Below are 15,923 nucleotides of genomic sequence, written 5' to 3' on the forward strand. Positions count from 1 at the left end.
CTTTTCACCTGCATAAATAACCCCGAAACTGGAACCTGTTCTAAATAAGGTAGCACTACCGTAAGCCCGCGCACTGCGAATTAGTAGTCCTGGTTCAGTTCCCGGCGCTCGGCGTTCCCGCCAGCATCGCCAGCAGCAGCTCAGCGCGCACCCTTGCGATATCAAGGTCGCAGGCCAGCAGCGACTGGACGGTTTCGACGCGTTTCCGCAGCGTGTGTCGGTGCACACCGACAGCGGTGGCCGCCGACTCCCAATGGCCGTTCGCCTCCAGATAGGCCCGTAAGGACACCAGCAGTTCCGTGCCGTGAGTGGCGTCGTGCTCGGCGACGGGGGCCAATGTCGCGTTCGCGACGGCGACCAGCACCTCACGACTCGCACCGAAGGACAGCAGTGCACTACCCGCCAGTGAGGTGAACTCCAACGGTGTCCCGCCGCGTTCGGCCACCGACGCGGCGAGCTTCGCATTCTGCGCCGCATCGCCGAGCCGCCCCACCGGATGCGCTCCGCTCAACCCGGCCCGCAGCCCCTTCCTGGTGCGCCCGTCCACGTCCACGAACAACCGCCGGGCGAATTCGGCAGTCTCCGACCCCGGGATCACGACGGTGAGCTGGGCCTCGGCGGTATGCGCGAAGACCGGGTGGCCCGCGGACTCCATGGCCCGGGTGACTATGGGCTGCACCCGCCGCAGCGCTGCCGGGGATTCGGCATCCACCACCAACACCCGGATCCGGCCGCGCCCGTCGGCCGCCGGTGCCAGTTGCACCCACACCGAGTCCAGGTTCCGTTCATCGCCGAGCAGCAGCCCCAACGCCTGCCCATTCAACTGACGTTGCGCATCCTGCAGCCGCGACGGCTTGTCAAAATCCAAGGCCAACAAGGAATTTGCATGCCCCAGCAGTACCTGGTCCACGAAGGTCAACGGCGCCTTACTGACAACAGCCAACACTCCGTACGACGTACCACCCACACCGATCGTCTGTTGCGCGACCGCGATTCCCGGGTCCAGTTGTTGCGCGCCGGCCGATGCGCCCGGGGTCAAGGCACCCCGGACCAGATTCACCGTCGCGACATCCAGATTGCGCGGATGACTCGCGATCACCGTGCCACCGGAGTCCAGCACCACAACGTGGGCCCGCAGCGACCGTCCGAGTTCCGCGGTGACCGCCTGCACACCACCATTGACAATGGCTCGGGTAATCCGGGGCTGAGCCCGCGATACCCGCAGCACCGCGTCGTATTCCAGTTCGGCGATGCGGGTGCTCACCGCCTTGACCACCGCGGCGAACGGGGTGCGCAGCGGCACCTCTATCAGCGGCATACCCAGCTCGTCGGCGGCTGTCACCAACTCCGACGGCACCTCGTCGAACGTCAATCCGGTACCGAATCCCAATGCGGCAACGCCATTCTCGTCAAGCGCCCGTAAGTAGCGCAGCCGTTCCCGGGCACTACCGGGTAGGCCGATCCCGGTGGTGAGCACCAGCTCTCCACCGGATAGCCATCGCGCGGGGTCGGCGAGTTCTGTGGTGAGCGCCAGATTGATCGTGCGCCCCAGACCCGCAGCGCCGCCCTTCAGGGTGAGTTTCAGATCCAGCTGATCCAACACCCAGCGCACCGCAACAGTCACCTCACGGGACTGTACAGAATGGTGAAAAACACCGCGAAGATTCCCGGAATTGTCGGATGATCAGGCATGTGTCTCAGCGCACACTGGTTGTCTGCGTGTTTTCTTGACGTGCTTAGACGGATTCCCTCGACGGATGGACATGCGATATGCCGGATTCGGTACTCCAGAACTACATCGACGGCCAGTTTGTCGATTCTTTGTCCCTGCAATCCTCCGAGCCCATCGACCTGATCAGTCCGGTCGACGAATCGTTGGTGGGCCGCGCCCCGGTGTCCAATGCCGATGACGTGAATGCGGCGGTGGCCGCCGCCGAACGTGCCTTCATCTCCTGGGGTAAGTCCACACCGAGCGTCCGGCAGCAGGCGCTGCTCAAACTCGCCGACGCCATTGAGGCGCATATCGACGAGATCGTCGAGGCCCAGTGCCGCAACACCGGGCAGCCGAAAGCCGTCATCGCCGCCGAAGAGGTGACCGTGAGCGCCGACCAGCTCCGGTTCTTCGCCGGTGCCGCACGACTCGTCGAGGGCAAATCGGCCGGCGAGTACATGGAGGGATTCACGTCCTACGTTCGGCGCGAGCCCATTGGCGTCGTCGGGCAGGTAACCCCGTGGAACTACCCGTTCATGATGGCGATCTGGAAGATCGGCCCCGCGTTGGCGGCCGGGAACACCATTGTCCTCAAGCCCAGCGACACCACCCCGGAAAGCACACTGGTGCTGGCCCGTTTGACCAAGGGCATCCTGCCCGACGGCGTCTTCAACGTCGTACTGGGCACCGCTACTACCGGCTCCGAATTGGTGAGTCACCCTGCCATTGGCCTAGTGTCGATCACGGGGTCGGTGCGGGCCGGCATCGCCGTCGCCGCCTCGGCGGCCGAGCAGCTCAAGCGCAGCCACCTCGAACTCGGCGGTAAGGCACCGGTTGTGGTGTTCGGTGACGTCGACATCGACAAGGCGGCCACCGGGATTGCGCAGGCCGCCTTCTTCAACGCCGGCCAGGACTGCACGGCTGCCACCCGGGTGATCGTGCACCGGTCGATCCATGACGACTTCGTGAACGCCCTCAACGCCGCGGCGCAGACGTTGCGGCCGGGCCTGCCCGATGACCCCGACAGCTTCTACGGGCCGATGAACAACATCAACCACTTCACCGCCGTCACCAAGAAACTCGACAACCTACCCGCGCACGCGACGATCGTGACCGGTGGAAAGCGCTGGGGCGACAAGGGTTACTTCATCGAGCCCACCATCGTCACCGGTGTCCGACAGGATGACTCGATAGTCCAGGAAGAGACCTTTGGGCCCATCTTGACCGTCCAATCCTTTGACGATGCGGACGAGGCCGTTCGCCTGGCCAATGGCGTGCGCTACGCGCTGGCCTCCAGTGTGTGGACCAAGGATCACGAGACCGCCGAAAAGTTCACTCGTGAACTCGATTTCGGCTGTGTTTGGGTGAATTGTCATATCCCATTGGTTGCCGAGATGCCACACGGCGGGTTCAAATACTCCGGGTACGGCAAGGACCTGTCGGCCTACGGCGTGGAAGACTACACCCGCATCAAGCACGTGATGAGCGCACACTAGACATGGCAGCCGACACGTTCCACCCTCTCGATCCCCTGACCGCGGACGAATTCACCGCGACAGCCAAACTTCTGGCGCAAACGCACGGCGTCGGGAACGACTGGCGGTACACCTCCATCGAGCTGTCCGAGCCCTCGAAGGCCGAGATCGCCCGATTCGACGACAACGGCACACGCCCCGAGCGTCGGGCACTCGCCAGGTGTCTGGACACCCAACGAAACGCCACCTATAAAGCGGTCGTCTCGCTGACCGCCGACGAGGTGCAATCCTGGGATCACATTCCCGGCGTGCAACCCAACTTCACAGTTGACGAGTGGGAAGAGGCCGATACGGCCCTGAGACGCCATCCGGATGTGATCGCCGCCCTGGCCGCACGCGGCATCACCGACATGGACCTGGTGTTCATGGATACCTGGACCTATGGCGATGCGGTCATGCCCGAGAAGTACAAGGGCAGACGCCTCGGGTGGTCGGACACCTGGGTGCGTTCCACCGAAGGCGCCAATCCATACGCGGGCCCCGTCAACGGATTTCACTGCGTCATCGACATGAACAGCATGGAGCTGCTGGAGATCGAGGACACGTTCACCGTCCCACGGCCCGAGATGATGGGCGAATATGTGCCCCGACACGTACCGGAACGCCTGCGCCGGCAGAGCACCCGGGAGTCGCTGCAACCACTGCATATCACCCAGCCCGACGGCACCTCCTTCACCATCGAAGGCAACAAACTCGAGTGGCAGAACTGGTCGTTGCGGGTTGGCTTCAACTACCGCGAGGGCATGACACTGCATGCGGTGACATACAACGACAACGGCCGGGTGCGATCGGTGGCCAACCGCATGTCCTTCGCCGAAATGATGGTGCCCTACCGGGACCACTGCGAAGATCACTACCGAAGAACAGCTTTCGATATCGGCGAGTGGGGCATCGGCTTCATGACCACCTCGCTGGAACTTGGTTGCGACTGCCTCGGCGAGATTCGCTACCTCGATGCCGTGCTACACAACAGCAAGGGCGAGCCGTACACCATCAAGAACGCGATCTGCATTCACGAAGAAGACAATGCGGTCCTGTGGAAGCACGTCGATCACGACCACGGCGCCGAGGTACGCCGGATGCGTCGGCTCACGGTGTCCTTCCACGTCACCGTCGCCAACTACGAGTACCTCACGTACTGGCGGTTCTATCAGGATGGAAACATCGAATGTGAGGTCCGTGCAACGGGAATCATGGTGGTGAGCAACTTCGCCGAGGGTGCCGCACACCCACACGGAACCCTGGTCGACAACCGGACCTACGCGCCGTACCACCAACACTTCCTTGTCGCGAGACTGGACCTGGACGTCGATGGCACCGAGAACACCGTGTACGCCACCGAAACCGAAATCGAGCCGGTCGGCCCCCACAACCCGTACGGACTGTCTCTGCGGCAGCGCAATACCCCGTTGCGCACCGAATCGGAAGGCAAGCAGGACTTCTGCTGGCAGACTCAGCGCGCCTGGAAGGTCGTCAACGACAACACCCGCAACGGCATCGGCACCGCCCCGGCCTACAAGTTGGTACCCGGTGCGGCCATCCCGGCCATGTTCGATCCGTCCTCACCGGTGCTGGCACGCTGCCGTGCCATTGAACACACCCTCTGGGTGACCCCCAATTCACCCGAAGAACGCTGGCCTGCAGGAGAATTCGTCACGCAGAGCAAGGAAGATCACGGCCTGCCCGCCTGGACTGAGGGCAACCGCTCCATCGAAAACACCGATGTGGTGCTCTGGTACGTATTCGGCATCCACCACATCACCCGCCCCGAAGACTGGCCGATCATGCCCGTCGACACCGTGAACTTCTGGCTCAAACCGGTCGGGTTCTTCGACCGCAACCCCTCGCTCGACGTCGCACCCACCCCGCCGAAGAGCTGTCACACATCCGGACACCAGGAGGCTTAGCCATGAACACCGCCGCCAAGAGGATTGCCGTTGCGTACCTGGCCACTCCGGGCGGCGATGACGCTCTAGCGGTGGGAGCACAGATCGCGCGCTCGCTGGGCGCGCACCTCGATCTGTGCATGGTGCTCCCCCAGGACCGCCCCATCCTGGCGCCGCTTCCCCAAAAGGAGCGCCAGGACATATTGTCCGAGAATGCCACTCACTGGTTGAAACATGCCGAGGCCACCATTCCGGACGACCTCACGGTGCAGACACATATCGGCTTCCACGAGTCGATTGCCGAGGGACTCATTGCGCAGTGCGAGGCCCTGGGGGCCGAGGCGGTCGTGGTGGGTGGTTCCGGTGGCGGCCTGGTCGGCAGCCTGTCGCTGGGATCGGTGGTGAACGAGCTCGTGCACTCCTCTCCAATACCTCTGGTGATCTCGCCGCGAGGTGCGCGCTATCAGAAGAACCTCCGTGTCCGCGAAGTCACCTGTGCCATGGGAACCCGGCCGGGCGCACGTGTGCTGCTGGACACGGCATTACGAGCCTGCCAGCGCGCCGGCACACCGCTGCGCCTGGTCTCGCTGGTGTCGTTCGACCCGATCCCCGGGGGTGACGACGATCAGTCGGCGCGAGAACGCGCCACCATTCATGCACAGCAGTCCCTTGAGACCGCCAAACTGGTGCTGCCACCAGAGTTCCCGGTCACGTCAATCGTCGCCGAGGGGCCCACCGTCGAGGCCGCCGTGAACAAGCTGGACTGGCACGAGGGCGACATCATCATGGTCGGTTCAAGTCGTCTGGCGCAGCCACGACGACTCTTCCTCGGCTCGACGGCCGCGAAGATGCTCCGCGTGCTGCAGGTCCCGATGGTCGTGATTCCTAAAGAAGAAGGGGGCGATAGTGACTGAGGACGTCGCTCACGCCGAACTGGAGCATGCCGAGCGGTCCGAGGGACTTGTCTCAAAGGGCTTGGCGGCCGGACGTATCGGCACCTTTACCGGCGCAATCCTCGGTATCTCTACGGTGGCACCGGGATACACGCTCACGGCCAGCATCGGCCTGATTGTGGCCGCGGTCGGCCTCAAGATGCCGGCCATCCTGATCGCGGGTTTCATCCCGATGTTCCTCACCGCGTACGCCTACCGCGAGCTCAACTCGCGCGCACCCGACTGCGGCGCCTCCTTCACCTGGTCTACCAAGGCATTCGGCCCGTACATCGGCTGGATGTGTGGCTGGGGCATGGTCATCGCCACCATTATCGTCTTGTCCAACCTGGCATCCATCGGTGTGCAGTACGGGTATCAGTTTCTCGGCGCCATCTTCCACAATCAGACACTCGGCGAGCTCGCCAACAACAAGGCCGTCAACATCATCTCGACCGTCGCGCTGCTGGCCATCGCCACCTACATCTCCAGCCGGGGCATCACCACGAGCGAAAAGGTGCAGTACGTACTCGTCGGGTTCCAGATGATCGTGCTGGTGATCTTCGCCGTTGTCGCCATCACGAAGGCACCCGGCGCGGCCGGGCATCTCGACTTCGATCTGGACTGGTTCAACCCGCTGACGGGATTGACCCTGAGTGCCTTTGTCATTGGGCTCGTCGGCTCGATCTTCGCGTTCTGGGGTTGGGATACCTGTCTGACACTCGGCGAGGAATGCAAGGACCCGACAAAGGTGCCCGGCCGTGCCGGCCTGCTGTGCGTGCTGTCGATCTTGCTGACCTACCTGCTGGTGGCGGTCGCGGTGATGATGTTCGCCGGTGTCGGCGACACCGATCTGGGGCTGGCCAATGAGCAGAACAAGGACAATGTCTTTGGCGCCCTTGCCAATCCGGTACTGGGCAGCTGGTTCGGCCCGCTGCTGCTGTTGGCGATATTCGCCTCCGCGGTGGCGAGCCTGCAGACCACCTCCCTGCCCGCGGCGCGCACCATGCTCGCCATGGGCACCTATGGCGCTTTTCCGAAACGGTTCGCCAGCGTGAGCCCGCGATTCCTGACGCCGACCTTCAGCACCGTGGTGGCCGGTGCGATTACCGCGGTCTTCTACACCGTTGTCAGCCTGCTGTCCGATCGCACGCTGCTGGATACCATTGCGGCACTTGGCATCATGATCTGTTGGTACTACGGCATTACTGCCTTCGCCTGTGTCTGGTACTTCCGTTCGGAGCTATTCCAGAATGCCCACAACGTGGTGTACAAGTTCCTCTTTCCGCTCCTGGGCGGGCTCATGCTCGCCGCGGTGTTCGTCATCTCCGTGCGCGAGAGCATGGATCCGGAGAAGACCGGCAGCGGTGCCTCGATCGGCGGCATCGGCCTGGTGTTCTATCTGGGCTTCGGCATCCTGGCGTTCGGCGCGGTGCTCATGCTGATCATGCGCGTCAAGAGCCCGGACTTCTTCCTCGGGCGCACCCTGACTCGCGACACCGCGCCGCTCGTGGAATGAGCGGTGACCATGCACTCCAGAACGGCGTATCCAGGGGCCCTCGGTAGACAAACCGTCCATTCCCAGAAACACCCCGCGGCGGCAGACTGAGATCGCCGGATCGACGACAGGAAGCGCCATGACCGACATCGCCTACCGCCTCGCCCAGAAGCGCAATATCGTGACACCACTGCCCGGGCCCCGGTCCAGCGCCTTGGCCGAGCGCCGACGCGCCGCGGTATCCGCGGGCGTCGGTTCCACCGCACCGGTGTACGCCGTCGACGCCGACGGCGGGGTGATCGTCGACGCCGACGGCAACTCCTTCATCGACCTCGGATCGGGCATCGCGGTCACTACCGTCGGTGCCTCACATCCCGCGGTTGCCGCGGCCATCGCCGACCAGGCAACCCATTTCACCCACACCTGTTTCATGATCACGCCCTACGAGGGGTACGTGCGGGTCGCCGAGCTCCTCAACGACCTGACTCCCGGCGATCACGAGAAGCGCACCGCATTGTTCAACTCCGGCGCCGAAGCCGTGGAGAATGCCATCAAGGTGGCGCGGCTGGCCACCGGCCGCACGGCAGTCGTCGCCTTCGACAACGCCTATCACGGCCGCACCAACCTGACGATGGCACTGACCGCCAAGTCGATGCCCTACAAGTCGCAGTTCGGGCCCTTCGCGCCCGAGGTCTACCGGATGCCGGCCTCCTACCCGTTGCGTGACGAACCGGGTCTGTCCGGCGAGGAAGCGGCACGGCGAGCGATCTCCCGCATCGAAACCCAGATCGGTGCGCAATCGCTGGCCGCGATCATCATCGAGCCCGTCCAGGGCGAGGGCGGATTCATCGTGCCCGCACCCGGATTCCTGTCCACGCTGACAGCCTGGGCCCGGGAGAACGGCGTCGTCTTCATCGCCGACGAGGTGCAGACCGGCTTCGCGCGTACGGGTGCCTGGTTCGCCTCCGAGCACGAGGGCATCGTCCCCGACATCGTCACCATGGCCAAGGGCATCGCCGGAGGCATGCCGCTGTCCGCCGTCACCGGGCGCGCCGATCTCATGGACGCCGTGTACACCGGCGGCCTGGGTGGAACCTACGGCGGCAACCCAGTGACCTGTGCGGCCGCGATCGCCGCACTGGGCGTCATGCGTGAGCTCGACCTGCCGGCACGGGCCCGGGTCATCGAAACCTCGGTGGTGTCGCGCTTGAGCGCGCTTGCCGAGGAGGTCGACGTCATCGGCGAAGTACGTGGCCGCGGCGCCATGCTGGCCATCGAGATCGTCACACCCGGCACTCTCGAACCTGATGCGGCCCTCACCAAAGCCATTGCCGCCGAGGCGCTCTCCCAAGGTGTTCTGATCCTCACCTGCGGAACCTTCGGCAACGTGATCCGCTTGCTGCCCCCGCTGGTGATCGGGGACGATCTCTTGGACGAGGGCATCACCGTCCTCACCGACATCATTCGCGAGAAGGCGAGCCGCTAGTGACTGATCACTCAGCCCTGATCGATGCCATCCCCACCGATCTATGGATCGGCGGCAAGCAGGTCCCGTCCTCGACGGGCGCCCGGTTCCCCGTACACAACCCGGCCACGGGTGCCGTGCTGACCACCGTGGCCGACGCCTCGGCAGCCGACGGTGCCACCGCACTCGATGAAGCCGTGGCGGTGCAGCAGTCCTGGGCGGCGGCCGCACCCCGTGAAAGAGCCGAAATCCTGCGGCGGGCCTGGGAATTGGTGATGGCGCGACGCGATGATTTCGCGCTGGCCATGACGCTGGAAATGGGTAAGCCGCTGGCGGAAAGTCAGGGCGAGGTCGCCTACGGCGGCGAGTTTCTGCGCTGGTTCTCCGAGGAAGCAGTGCGCATCAACGGCCGGTACACCTCGTCGCCGACGGGCACCGGCCGGATCCTGGTGACCAAGCAGCCCATCGGCCCGGCGCTGGCCATCACTCCGTGGAACTTTCCGCTGGCCATGGGCACCCGCAAGATCGGCCCGGCGTTCGCCGCCGGATGCACCATGATCGTCAAACCCGCTGCTGAGACACCACTGACCATGCTGCTGCTGGGCCAGGTATTCGCCGATGCGGGACTGCCTCCGGGCGTGCTGTCGATACTCCCCACCACCAGCGCCTCGGGCCTCACTGGCCCGTTGATCGACGATCCAAGGCTGCGCAAGCTGACCTTCACCGGCTCCACCGGCGTCGGGAAGGTACTGCTGTCACAGTGCGCCACCAGGGTATTGCGCTCCTCTATGGAGCTGGGCGGCAACGCACCGTTTGTGGTGTTCGACGACGCCGACGTCGACGCCGCGGTCGACGGCGCGATGGCGGCCAAGATGCGCAACATCGGCGAGGCATGTACCGCGGCCAACCGCTTTCACGTCGACAACGCGGTGCGCGCCGAGTTCACCGAGAAGCTCACTGCCCACATGAGTGCACTCACCATCGGCCCCGGTGACAAAAACGGCGTGCAGGTGGGTCCGCTCATCACCGCCAAACAGCGCGCCTCGGTCGACGAGTTGGTGCAGGACGCCGTCGGCAAGGGGGCCGTCATCACCACCGGAGGCGTCATCGCCGACGGAGAGGGCTACTTCTATCCGCCGACCGTGCTCACCGATGTGCCTTCGAACGCAAGAATTCTCCGCGAAGAGGTATTCGGCCCGGTGGCCGCTATCACCGGGTTCGATGGCGAGGACGCCGGAGTCGCCGCCGCCAACGACACCGAGTATGGGCTCGCCGCCTACGTGTACACCGCCAACCTGGATCGTGCGCTGCGCGTCTCGGAGTCCGTCGAGTCGGGGATGATCGGCATCAACCGGGGCGTGATCTCCGACGTGGCCGCGCCATTCGGTGGGATCAAGGAGTCGGGCATCGGACGGGAAGCCGGCAGCGAGGGCATCGAGGAATACCTCGAAACGAAATACATAGCGCTGCCCTAGATCAGGCGGCGAACAATTCGAGTCGCCGTGGCTCCTCGATACCCGAGTAGTGACTGGCATCGCCGCTGAGGACCTGACTTCGCCGGCCGTAGATGTCGACCGGCACATCCCCGGCCAGCGTGACGCGATGTAGCTCGCGCTGTTGTTGTCCGAAGTCGGCGATTCCGTAATGCTGGGTGGCCCGATTGTCCCAGATGGCCACGTCACCCAGCCGCCAGTTCCATCGGAAGGTGTTCTCCAGCTTGGTGATACGTGACTGCAGCAGCTGAAAGAGCGCCGCGAACTCGCCGCCGTGCAGGTCTTGGAAACTCTTGACAAACTGCCCGAGCAGCAGGCTGCGCTCACCGGTCTCCGGGTGCACCCGCACCACCGGATGCAACGTTTCGTACAGAGAGCTGGTGAACTCGCTGTAGTACGCGGCCCGGCGTTCGGCGCTCACTCCTCCCGAGGCGCCGGCGCCCACGTAGTCGTACAGGTTTGTGTGCGTGGCCCACAGGTCGTCGGCAAGTGCGCGCAACGGTGTGGGCAGCTGCTCGTACGCGGCGACCGTCGACGCCCAGGTGGTGGCGCCACCGTAGGACGGCAAGGTCACCGGGCGCAGCACCGACGCCTTCGGGATGCGGTCGACGAAGGTGACATCGGTGTGCCAGCCGTTGGCCGCCCCTTCGAGGTTCAGCAGCTCGCTGCCGTGCGAGGTCACCGTGGGGTGCGGCAGCGTCGGCTCCCCGAGCAGACCGGCGAACGCATACTGTCCCGCGTCATCCAGCTGATGCTGCCCGGTGAACACCAGCACCTTGTTGACCGCCAGCGCGAGGCGGATTGCCTCGGCCCGTTCGGCCGGCACAGCGGCCCCGAGCTCCACACCGTCGACCCGGGCACCGATGTGTTCGCCGAGCTTTTCGACGGTAATTCCGGCGTCACGATAGATACGTCGTGTGTGGTCGTCACTCATTCCCGCATCACAACAACCCCGACGCCGTAAGCCCAGGTATAGAGCCAAGTCGATTCGAAAGGGCTGCCGTAGGCGCCGGCAGATATGGTCGGACGGTGATCGCGTACGACGAGGAACTGCGGGACCGGATTCGCGAGCACCTGGCGGGGCACGAACGCAGGAGCGTCGAGGACCCGGAGAAACGCCGCGCCGCGGTGGCCGTGGTGCTGGTCGACTCGGATCTGGGCGAAGACCGCATCGACCCGGCGCCGGTGGACGAGTGGATCGGCGGCCGGGAGATAGCCGAGCAGGGCCTGGACGGCAGGATGGTCGACGTCTCGGGCGGCGCGGCATTCCTATTGTGCCGCAGAACCTCCCGGCTCAACTCCCACGCCGCGCAATGGGCGCTGCCCGGCGGACGGCTGGATCCGGGCGAGGATGCGGTGCAGGCCGCGCTGCGTGAGCTGGATGAGGAACTGGGCGTCACACTGCCCGATTCGACGGTGCTCGGCCTGCTCGACGACTATCCGACACGTTCGGGATACGTGATCACCCCGGTGGTGGTGTGGGGTGGCGGGCGTCTGGAGATGCGCCCCTCGCCCGACGAAGTGGTGGCCGCCTACCGGGTGGGATTGCACCAGCTGCAGCGCGAGGATTCACCGCGCTACGTCACGATTCCCGAGAGCCCGCGCCCGGTGGTGCAGATCCCGCTGGGCAATGACCTCATCCACGCCCCGACCGGGGCCGTCCTGCTGCAGGTGCGGTGGCTCTGCCTGGAGGGCCGCGCAGACCGCGTCGATGAGCTGGAGCAGCCGGTCTTCGCCTGGCGATAGATGCCAGTCCTAGGACACTCCGGCGCGCGCCAACAACGTCGGTGTCCCATAGGGCGCGTCCTGCTCCGCCACCCAGCCCGGATCTAGATACACCGCGTTGGATGCGATCACATTGCCGTCGCGCAATATCTCGCCAAGGTAGTTGCCGCCCTGATCGCTGAATATGCTCACCTGCGCCTCACGAGCTGTCATCGATATGTCATGCGTCCACGGCACGAAGGGGTCGAGCCAGGTGTACTTGACCGCCTTCTCCCCCTTACCCGTGCGGTAGGAGATGACCACTTGGCGATTGCTCCCCGGATCCTGCGCAGTCACGCGGTAGGTCATTTTCACCCCTGGATCGGCCTGCGCCACCGCGGCAGCTGGCAATCCCAGCACGGCGCTCGACGCCAGAGCCACCAGCAACGCGAGAATTCTTCTCATGCGCTGGGATGCTAGCTGGATCTAGCGCTGCTGTGGAGAGTGTCGCCGAACTTTGCGCTCCGGTACCCCATTGGGTCCCGTGGTGGACAGCGCATAGGTGCCGACCGCAAAGGCCACGGCCGAACCGTTGATCCCCAGCGCCTGCTTGCCGACGTTCGCGAGGTTGTCCTTCGCGCTGTGGTAGTTGGGGTCGAAGGGTTGGCCCGCGCGGCCCTGCCACATCTTGGCTTCCGGACCGCTCATTGTCTCCAGCGCACCCGAGCTGATGCCGCCGACAGGGATACCCGCGGCCAGGAACGGTCCGTAATCGGATCTGCCGTTGAACTCCTCGGCGGCCGGTCGCTTGCCTGCCAGGTTGAGATATCCAGCGAAGGTCCGTTCGATCCCCGCGGATCCTTCGGGTACGTCCAAGGGCGGCCGGTTCGGATCCGGTGTGGTGGCCGATTGGTCACCGTCGAGCACGAAGTAGCCGGCATTCGGCGAGCCGAGCATGTCGAAGTTCAGGTACAGCGCGATGTCGTTGAGTTCTTCGGCGCTGCGGCCCTTGGCATATTCGATCGACCCGGCCAGTCCGTCTTCCTCGGCAGTCCAGAACGCGAACCTGACGGCGTTGTTGACCACCGGCCTGGGCCCCAGCTGCAGTGCGGTCTCCAACACCGCGGCCACACCGGTTCCGTTGTCGTTAATCCCCGGGCCCTTGGCCACACTGTCCAGGTGCGCTCCGGCGACCACCACATTTGCCGGATCACCCGTTGCGGTCTGGGCAATAATGTTGCGTGAGCGCACCTTCGCGATGCTCATGTCCAGCACCAGGGTTATCGGCGAGGAATTGCGGCGCAGCAAAGTGTCGACTCCCGAGTCGATGATTCCGACCGGAATGGACAGCTGCTCATAGTAATTCGGGGTGAACAGACCCTCGCCGGCGCCCGCCTGCATCGTCACCAGCACGGCCGCCGCGCCCTTCTCCTTGGCGACATTGTGCTTGTCGACCACCGAGCACCCGGCACCGTCGACCACGGCGATCTGACCATCGAGCTTGAGGGTGCCGTAATCCGCCGCGGCGCAACCACTGGCCTTGCCCGAGGGACGGATGATGTTGGCCTTGAGCCCACCCTTGGGGGTCTGGGCGAAATAGGAGGCCTGATCCACCGCGTAGGGCCGCCCGCCGATGTCGACGAGCGGTTTACCCTCGGTAAGCACCTTGAGCCTGGACAGCTCCGGCGCCTGAACCTCGAATCCGCGATCTTTCAACGCCTTTGTCACGTAGTCGGCGCTGGCGTCGTAGCCCGGCGTGCCCTCGGCGCGGTTCCCGCCGTGGGCATCGGCGGCCTGCTGCAGCTGTTGCAGGTGCGCCACCATGGCGTCCACGGTGACCATGCGTGCAAGATCCGCCGCCAAGTTGGGGTTGGGCGTCGCAGCGGTGGCACCCGGTGGGGTCGGGTGCGCACAGCAGCTGGCCACCGCCGCAATCGCGAGTAGGACGCAACCGCGCGCTATCCCCCGCGCGCGAAATAACGCCATCAAATAAACCTCAATGGAACCTCAGTGGACTTGTGCGAATCGAGCAATCGCACACGCTACCGCACCAACGTTGATTCCCAAGGCCTTTCGGGGCGTTGCAACGAAGCTGTTACCGCGGATTCGGCGGGCAGAAGCGATGGGGGTACGCCCCCGCAAGCGGGAGGTGCCCCCACCCGCTCGCGGGGGCCGACTCGGGGCTGTACTAGTCCTTCAGCTTGTGACGGGTGCGGTCCTCGTGAACGGGCACCCCGTTGCGTCCGTCGATGCTCTGCGCATACAGGCCAATCGTGTACGCGACTCCGCCCGCGTTGATCTTGAGCGCGTCCTTGTTCACGTTGGCCAGGGTGTCGCCCGCCTGGTGGTAGTTCGGATCGAAGGGCTGATCCGCCTTGCCGCCCCAGTCCCGTGCTTCCTCGGACGACATCTTGTCCTCAGCGCCGGAGAAGATGCCGCCGGTCGGTATGCCTGCCCGGCTGAACCCGTCGTAGTCCGAACGGCCGTCGTACTCCGTGTCATGAGCCTTCTTGCCCTGCTCGGCGAGGTACGCGATCTCTGTCCGCTCGATACCGGCCGACCCCTCGGGGATCCGCACCGGTACCTCGTTCGCGTCGGGTGCTTCGGACTGGTCGCCGTCATAGGTGAGGTATGCGGCGTTCGGGGACCCGAGCATGTCGTAATTCAGATACAGGGCAATATCTTTCAGTGCGTCCACGTCAAGGGATTTGACGTAGTCGGTGGAACCGATCAGCCCTTCCTCTTCCGCACCCCAGAACGCGAACCGCACCGCGTTCTTGACGTCCGGGCTCGGCCCCAGCTGCAGTGCGGTCTCCAGAACTGCCGCGGTACCCGTGCCGTTGTCATTGATGCCCGGCCCCTCGGGAACGCTGTCGAGGTGAGCGCCGGCCATCACGACATCTGTCGTGGCACCCGTCTTGGTCTGCGCGATCACATTGCGCGCCTTGACGTCCTTGGTCTCCGCATCGACCTTGAGGACAACCTGATCGGGATGCGCCCGTAGATCGGCCCCGGTCGACTTCGTGACACCCACCACGGGGATCTTCGGGGCGGCGTCCTCACCGAGGGTCCCACCCGACTGGCTCTCGTCGACGTTGTCCGCGACGATCAGGCCCACCGCACCGCGCTCGGCGGCAGCCCTCTCCTTCTCGGAGAACGGGCACGATCCACGGTCAACCAGGACCACCGCACCCTTGATGTCCAGTCCGTCGTAATCCGCGGCCGTGCAGCCCGGCGAGTCTTCCGCACGGGCCGCGACCAATCGTCCCCGCACCTGACCACCCGGCGAGTACGAGAGCACCGCGGCGTCGACCTTCTTGGGACCGGCCGTCAACTCAAGGGATTTGGCCTGAAAGTACTTGAAGCTGAACTCGGGCGTCTGTACGTCGAAACCCTTGTCCTTCAGCGCTTTAACCACATAATCGACACTTTGGTCGAAGCCGGGAGTACCCGCCGCCCGGTTGTTCTTGTTCTTGTCGGCAATCTCTTGGAGCGCCGAGAGATGCTTCACGACATTGTCGACGGTCACCTTCTCGTGCAGGGAGTGCGCGAAACTGACCGCCTCCTGGGATCCGGCCTGCGGCACCGAGCGGGGTGCCTCGCCGCCGTCCCGATCGCATGCCGTCACAGTCGCCAATGCACAAGCCGCGGACACCGCGACCGCGTACACAACCCGCTTAGTCCCCATCGTTCTCCCTTGTC

The 15,923-nt window shown here is 64.6% G+C and carries 12 protein-coding genes; 7 read left to right on the forward strand and 5 right to left on the reverse strand.

Going from position 1 to position 15,923, the window contains the following annotated elements:
- Positions 1-94: 94 nt before the first annotated feature.
- A complete protein-coding gene (locus tag DSM43276_RS20425) occupies positions 95-1,612 on the reverse strand; it encodes a PucR family transcriptional regulator (RefSeq protein ID WP_078328160.1) in 1,518 nt (505 codons plus the stop codon).
- Positions 1,613-1,770: 158 nt separating this feature from the next.
- Here DSM43276_RS20425 and DSM43276_RS20430 point away from each other — a divergent pair, with 158 nt between their 5' ends.
- The 6 genes from DSM43276_RS20430 (at position 1,771) to DSM43276_RS20455 (ending at position 10,499) form a co-directional block, all read left to right on the forward strand.
- The gene (locus DSM43276_RS20430) at positions 1,771-3,207 is read left to right on the forward strand and encodes a gamma-aminobutyraldehyde dehydrogenase (RefSeq protein WP_078328161.1); all 1,437 of its coding nucleotides are present in this window, start codon (positions 1,771-1,773) and stop codon (positions 3,205-3,207) included.
- Positions 3,208-3,209: 2 nt separating this feature from the next.
- On the forward strand, positions 3,210-5,153 hold the full coding sequence (locus DSM43276_RS20435) for a primary-amine oxidase (protein ID WP_078328162.1): 1,944 nt from the start codon (positions 3,210-3,212) through the stop codon (positions 5,151-5,153).
- Between the two features lie 2 nt (positions 5,154-5,155).
- On the forward strand, positions 5,156-6,046 hold the full coding sequence (locus DSM43276_RS20440) for a universal stress protein (RefSeq protein WP_078328163.1): 891 nt from the start codon (positions 5,156-5,158) through the stop codon (positions 6,044-6,046).
- Positions 6,039-7,580 carry an APC family permease gene (locus tag DSM43276_RS20445; RefSeq protein ID WP_078328164.1) on the forward strand — a complete coding sequence of 514 codons (1,542 nt, stop codon included), beginning with the start codon at positions 6,039-6,041 and terminating at the stop codon, positions 7,578-7,580. The genes DSM43276_RS20440 and DSM43276_RS20445 overlap by 8 nt, the downstream gene beginning before the upstream one ends.
- Positions 7,581-7,698: 118 nt before the next feature.
- Positions 7,699-9,045 carry a 4-aminobutyrate--2-oxoglutarate transaminase gene (gabT, locus tag DSM43276_RS20450; protein ID WP_078328165.1) on the forward strand — a complete coding sequence of 449 codons (1,347 nt, stop codon included), beginning with the start codon at positions 7,699-7,701 and terminating at the stop codon, positions 9,043-9,045.
- Positions 9,045-10,499, forward strand: coding sequence for an NAD-dependent succinate-semialdehyde dehydrogenase (locus DSM43276_RS20455; RefSeq protein WP_078328166.1), 1,455 nt, complete (start codon positions 9,045-9,047; stop codon positions 10,497-10,499). Before gabT ends, DSM43276_RS20455 begins: the two co-directional genes overlap by 1 nt.
- A gap of 1 nt (position 10,500) precedes the next feature.
- On the opposite strand, the gene DSM43276_RS20460 is transcribed toward DSM43276_RS20455, so the two are convergent.
- Positions 10,501-11,451, reverse strand: coding sequence for a TauD/TfdA dioxygenase family protein (locus tag DSM43276_RS20460; protein WP_078328167.1), 951 nt, complete (start codon positions 11,449-11,451; stop codon positions 10,501-10,503).
- A 95-nt stretch (positions 11,452-11,546) separates the two neighbouring features.
- Between DSM43276_RS20460 and DSM43276_RS20465 the strand changes: the two genes are divergently transcribed.
- Positions 11,547-12,263 (forward strand): NUDIX hydrolase, encoded by a 717-nt coding sequence (locus tag DSM43276_RS20465; RefSeq protein ID WP_078328168.1) that lies wholly within the window; start codon positions 11,547-11,549, stop codon positions 12,261-12,263.
- A 9-nt stretch (positions 12,264-12,272) separates the two neighbouring features.
- Here DSM43276_RS20465 and DSM43276_RS20470 read toward each other — a convergent pair whose 3' ends face one another.
- The 3 genes from DSM43276_RS20470 to DSM43276_RS20480 form a co-directional block, all read right to left on the reverse strand.
- Positions 12,273-12,668 carry a hypothetical protein gene (locus DSM43276_RS20470; RefSeq protein WP_078328249.1) on the reverse strand — a complete coding sequence of 132 codons (396 nt, stop codon included), beginning with the start codon at positions 12,666-12,668 and terminating at the stop codon, positions 12,273-12,275.
- Positions 12,669-12,707: 39 nt separating this feature from the next.
- Entirely contained in the window at positions 12,708-14,207 is a 1,500-nt protein-coding gene (locus tag DSM43276_RS20475; protein WP_078328169.1) for a M28 family metallopeptidase, read from the reverse strand.
- A 202-nt stretch (positions 14,208-14,409) separates the two neighbouring features.
- Positions 14,410-15,909 carry a M28 family metallopeptidase gene (locus tag DSM43276_RS20480; RefSeq protein ID WP_078328170.1) on the reverse strand — a complete coding sequence of 500 codons (1,500 nt, stop codon included), beginning with the start codon at positions 15,907-15,909 and terminating at the stop codon, positions 14,410-14,412.
- Positions 15,910-15,923: the final 14 nt, after the last annotated feature.

The organism is Mycobacteroides salmoniphilum, assembly GCF_004924335.1.
Classification (GTDB): Bacteria; Actinomycetota; Actinomycetes; order Mycobacteriales; family Mycobacteriaceae; genus Mycobacterium; species Mycobacterium salmoniphilum.

Bases quoted from the DNA above. Each gene is read 5' to 3' on its own strand.
- DSM43276_RS20480 (WP_078328170.1), bottom strand. From the start codon at position 15,909: ATGGGGACTAAGCGGGTTGTGTACGCGGTCGCGGTGTCCGCGGCTTGT.
- DSM43276_RS20475 (WP_078328169.1), bottom strand. From the start codon at position 14,207: ATGGCGTTATTTCGCGCGCGGGGGATAGCGCGCGGTTGCGTCCTACTC.
- DSM43276_RS20440 (WP_078328163.1), top strand. From the start codon at position 5,156: ATGAACACCGCCGCCAAGAGGATTGCCGTTGCGTACCTGGCCACTCCG.
- DSM43276_RS20430 (WP_078328161.1), top strand. From the start codon at position 1,771: ATGCCGGATTCGGTACTCCAGAACTACATCGACGGCCAGTTTGTCGAT.
- DSM43276_RS20435 (WP_078328162.1), top strand. From the start codon at position 3,210: ATGGCAGCCGACACGTTCCACCCTCTCGATCCCCTGACCGCGGACGAA.
- gabT (WP_078328165.1), top strand. From the start codon at position 7,699: ATGACCGACATCGCCTACCGCCTCGCCCAGAAGCGCAATATCGTGACA.
- DSM43276_RS20460 (WP_078328167.1), bottom strand. From the start codon at position 11,451: ATGAGTGACGACCACACACGACGTATCTATCGTGACGCCGGAATTACC.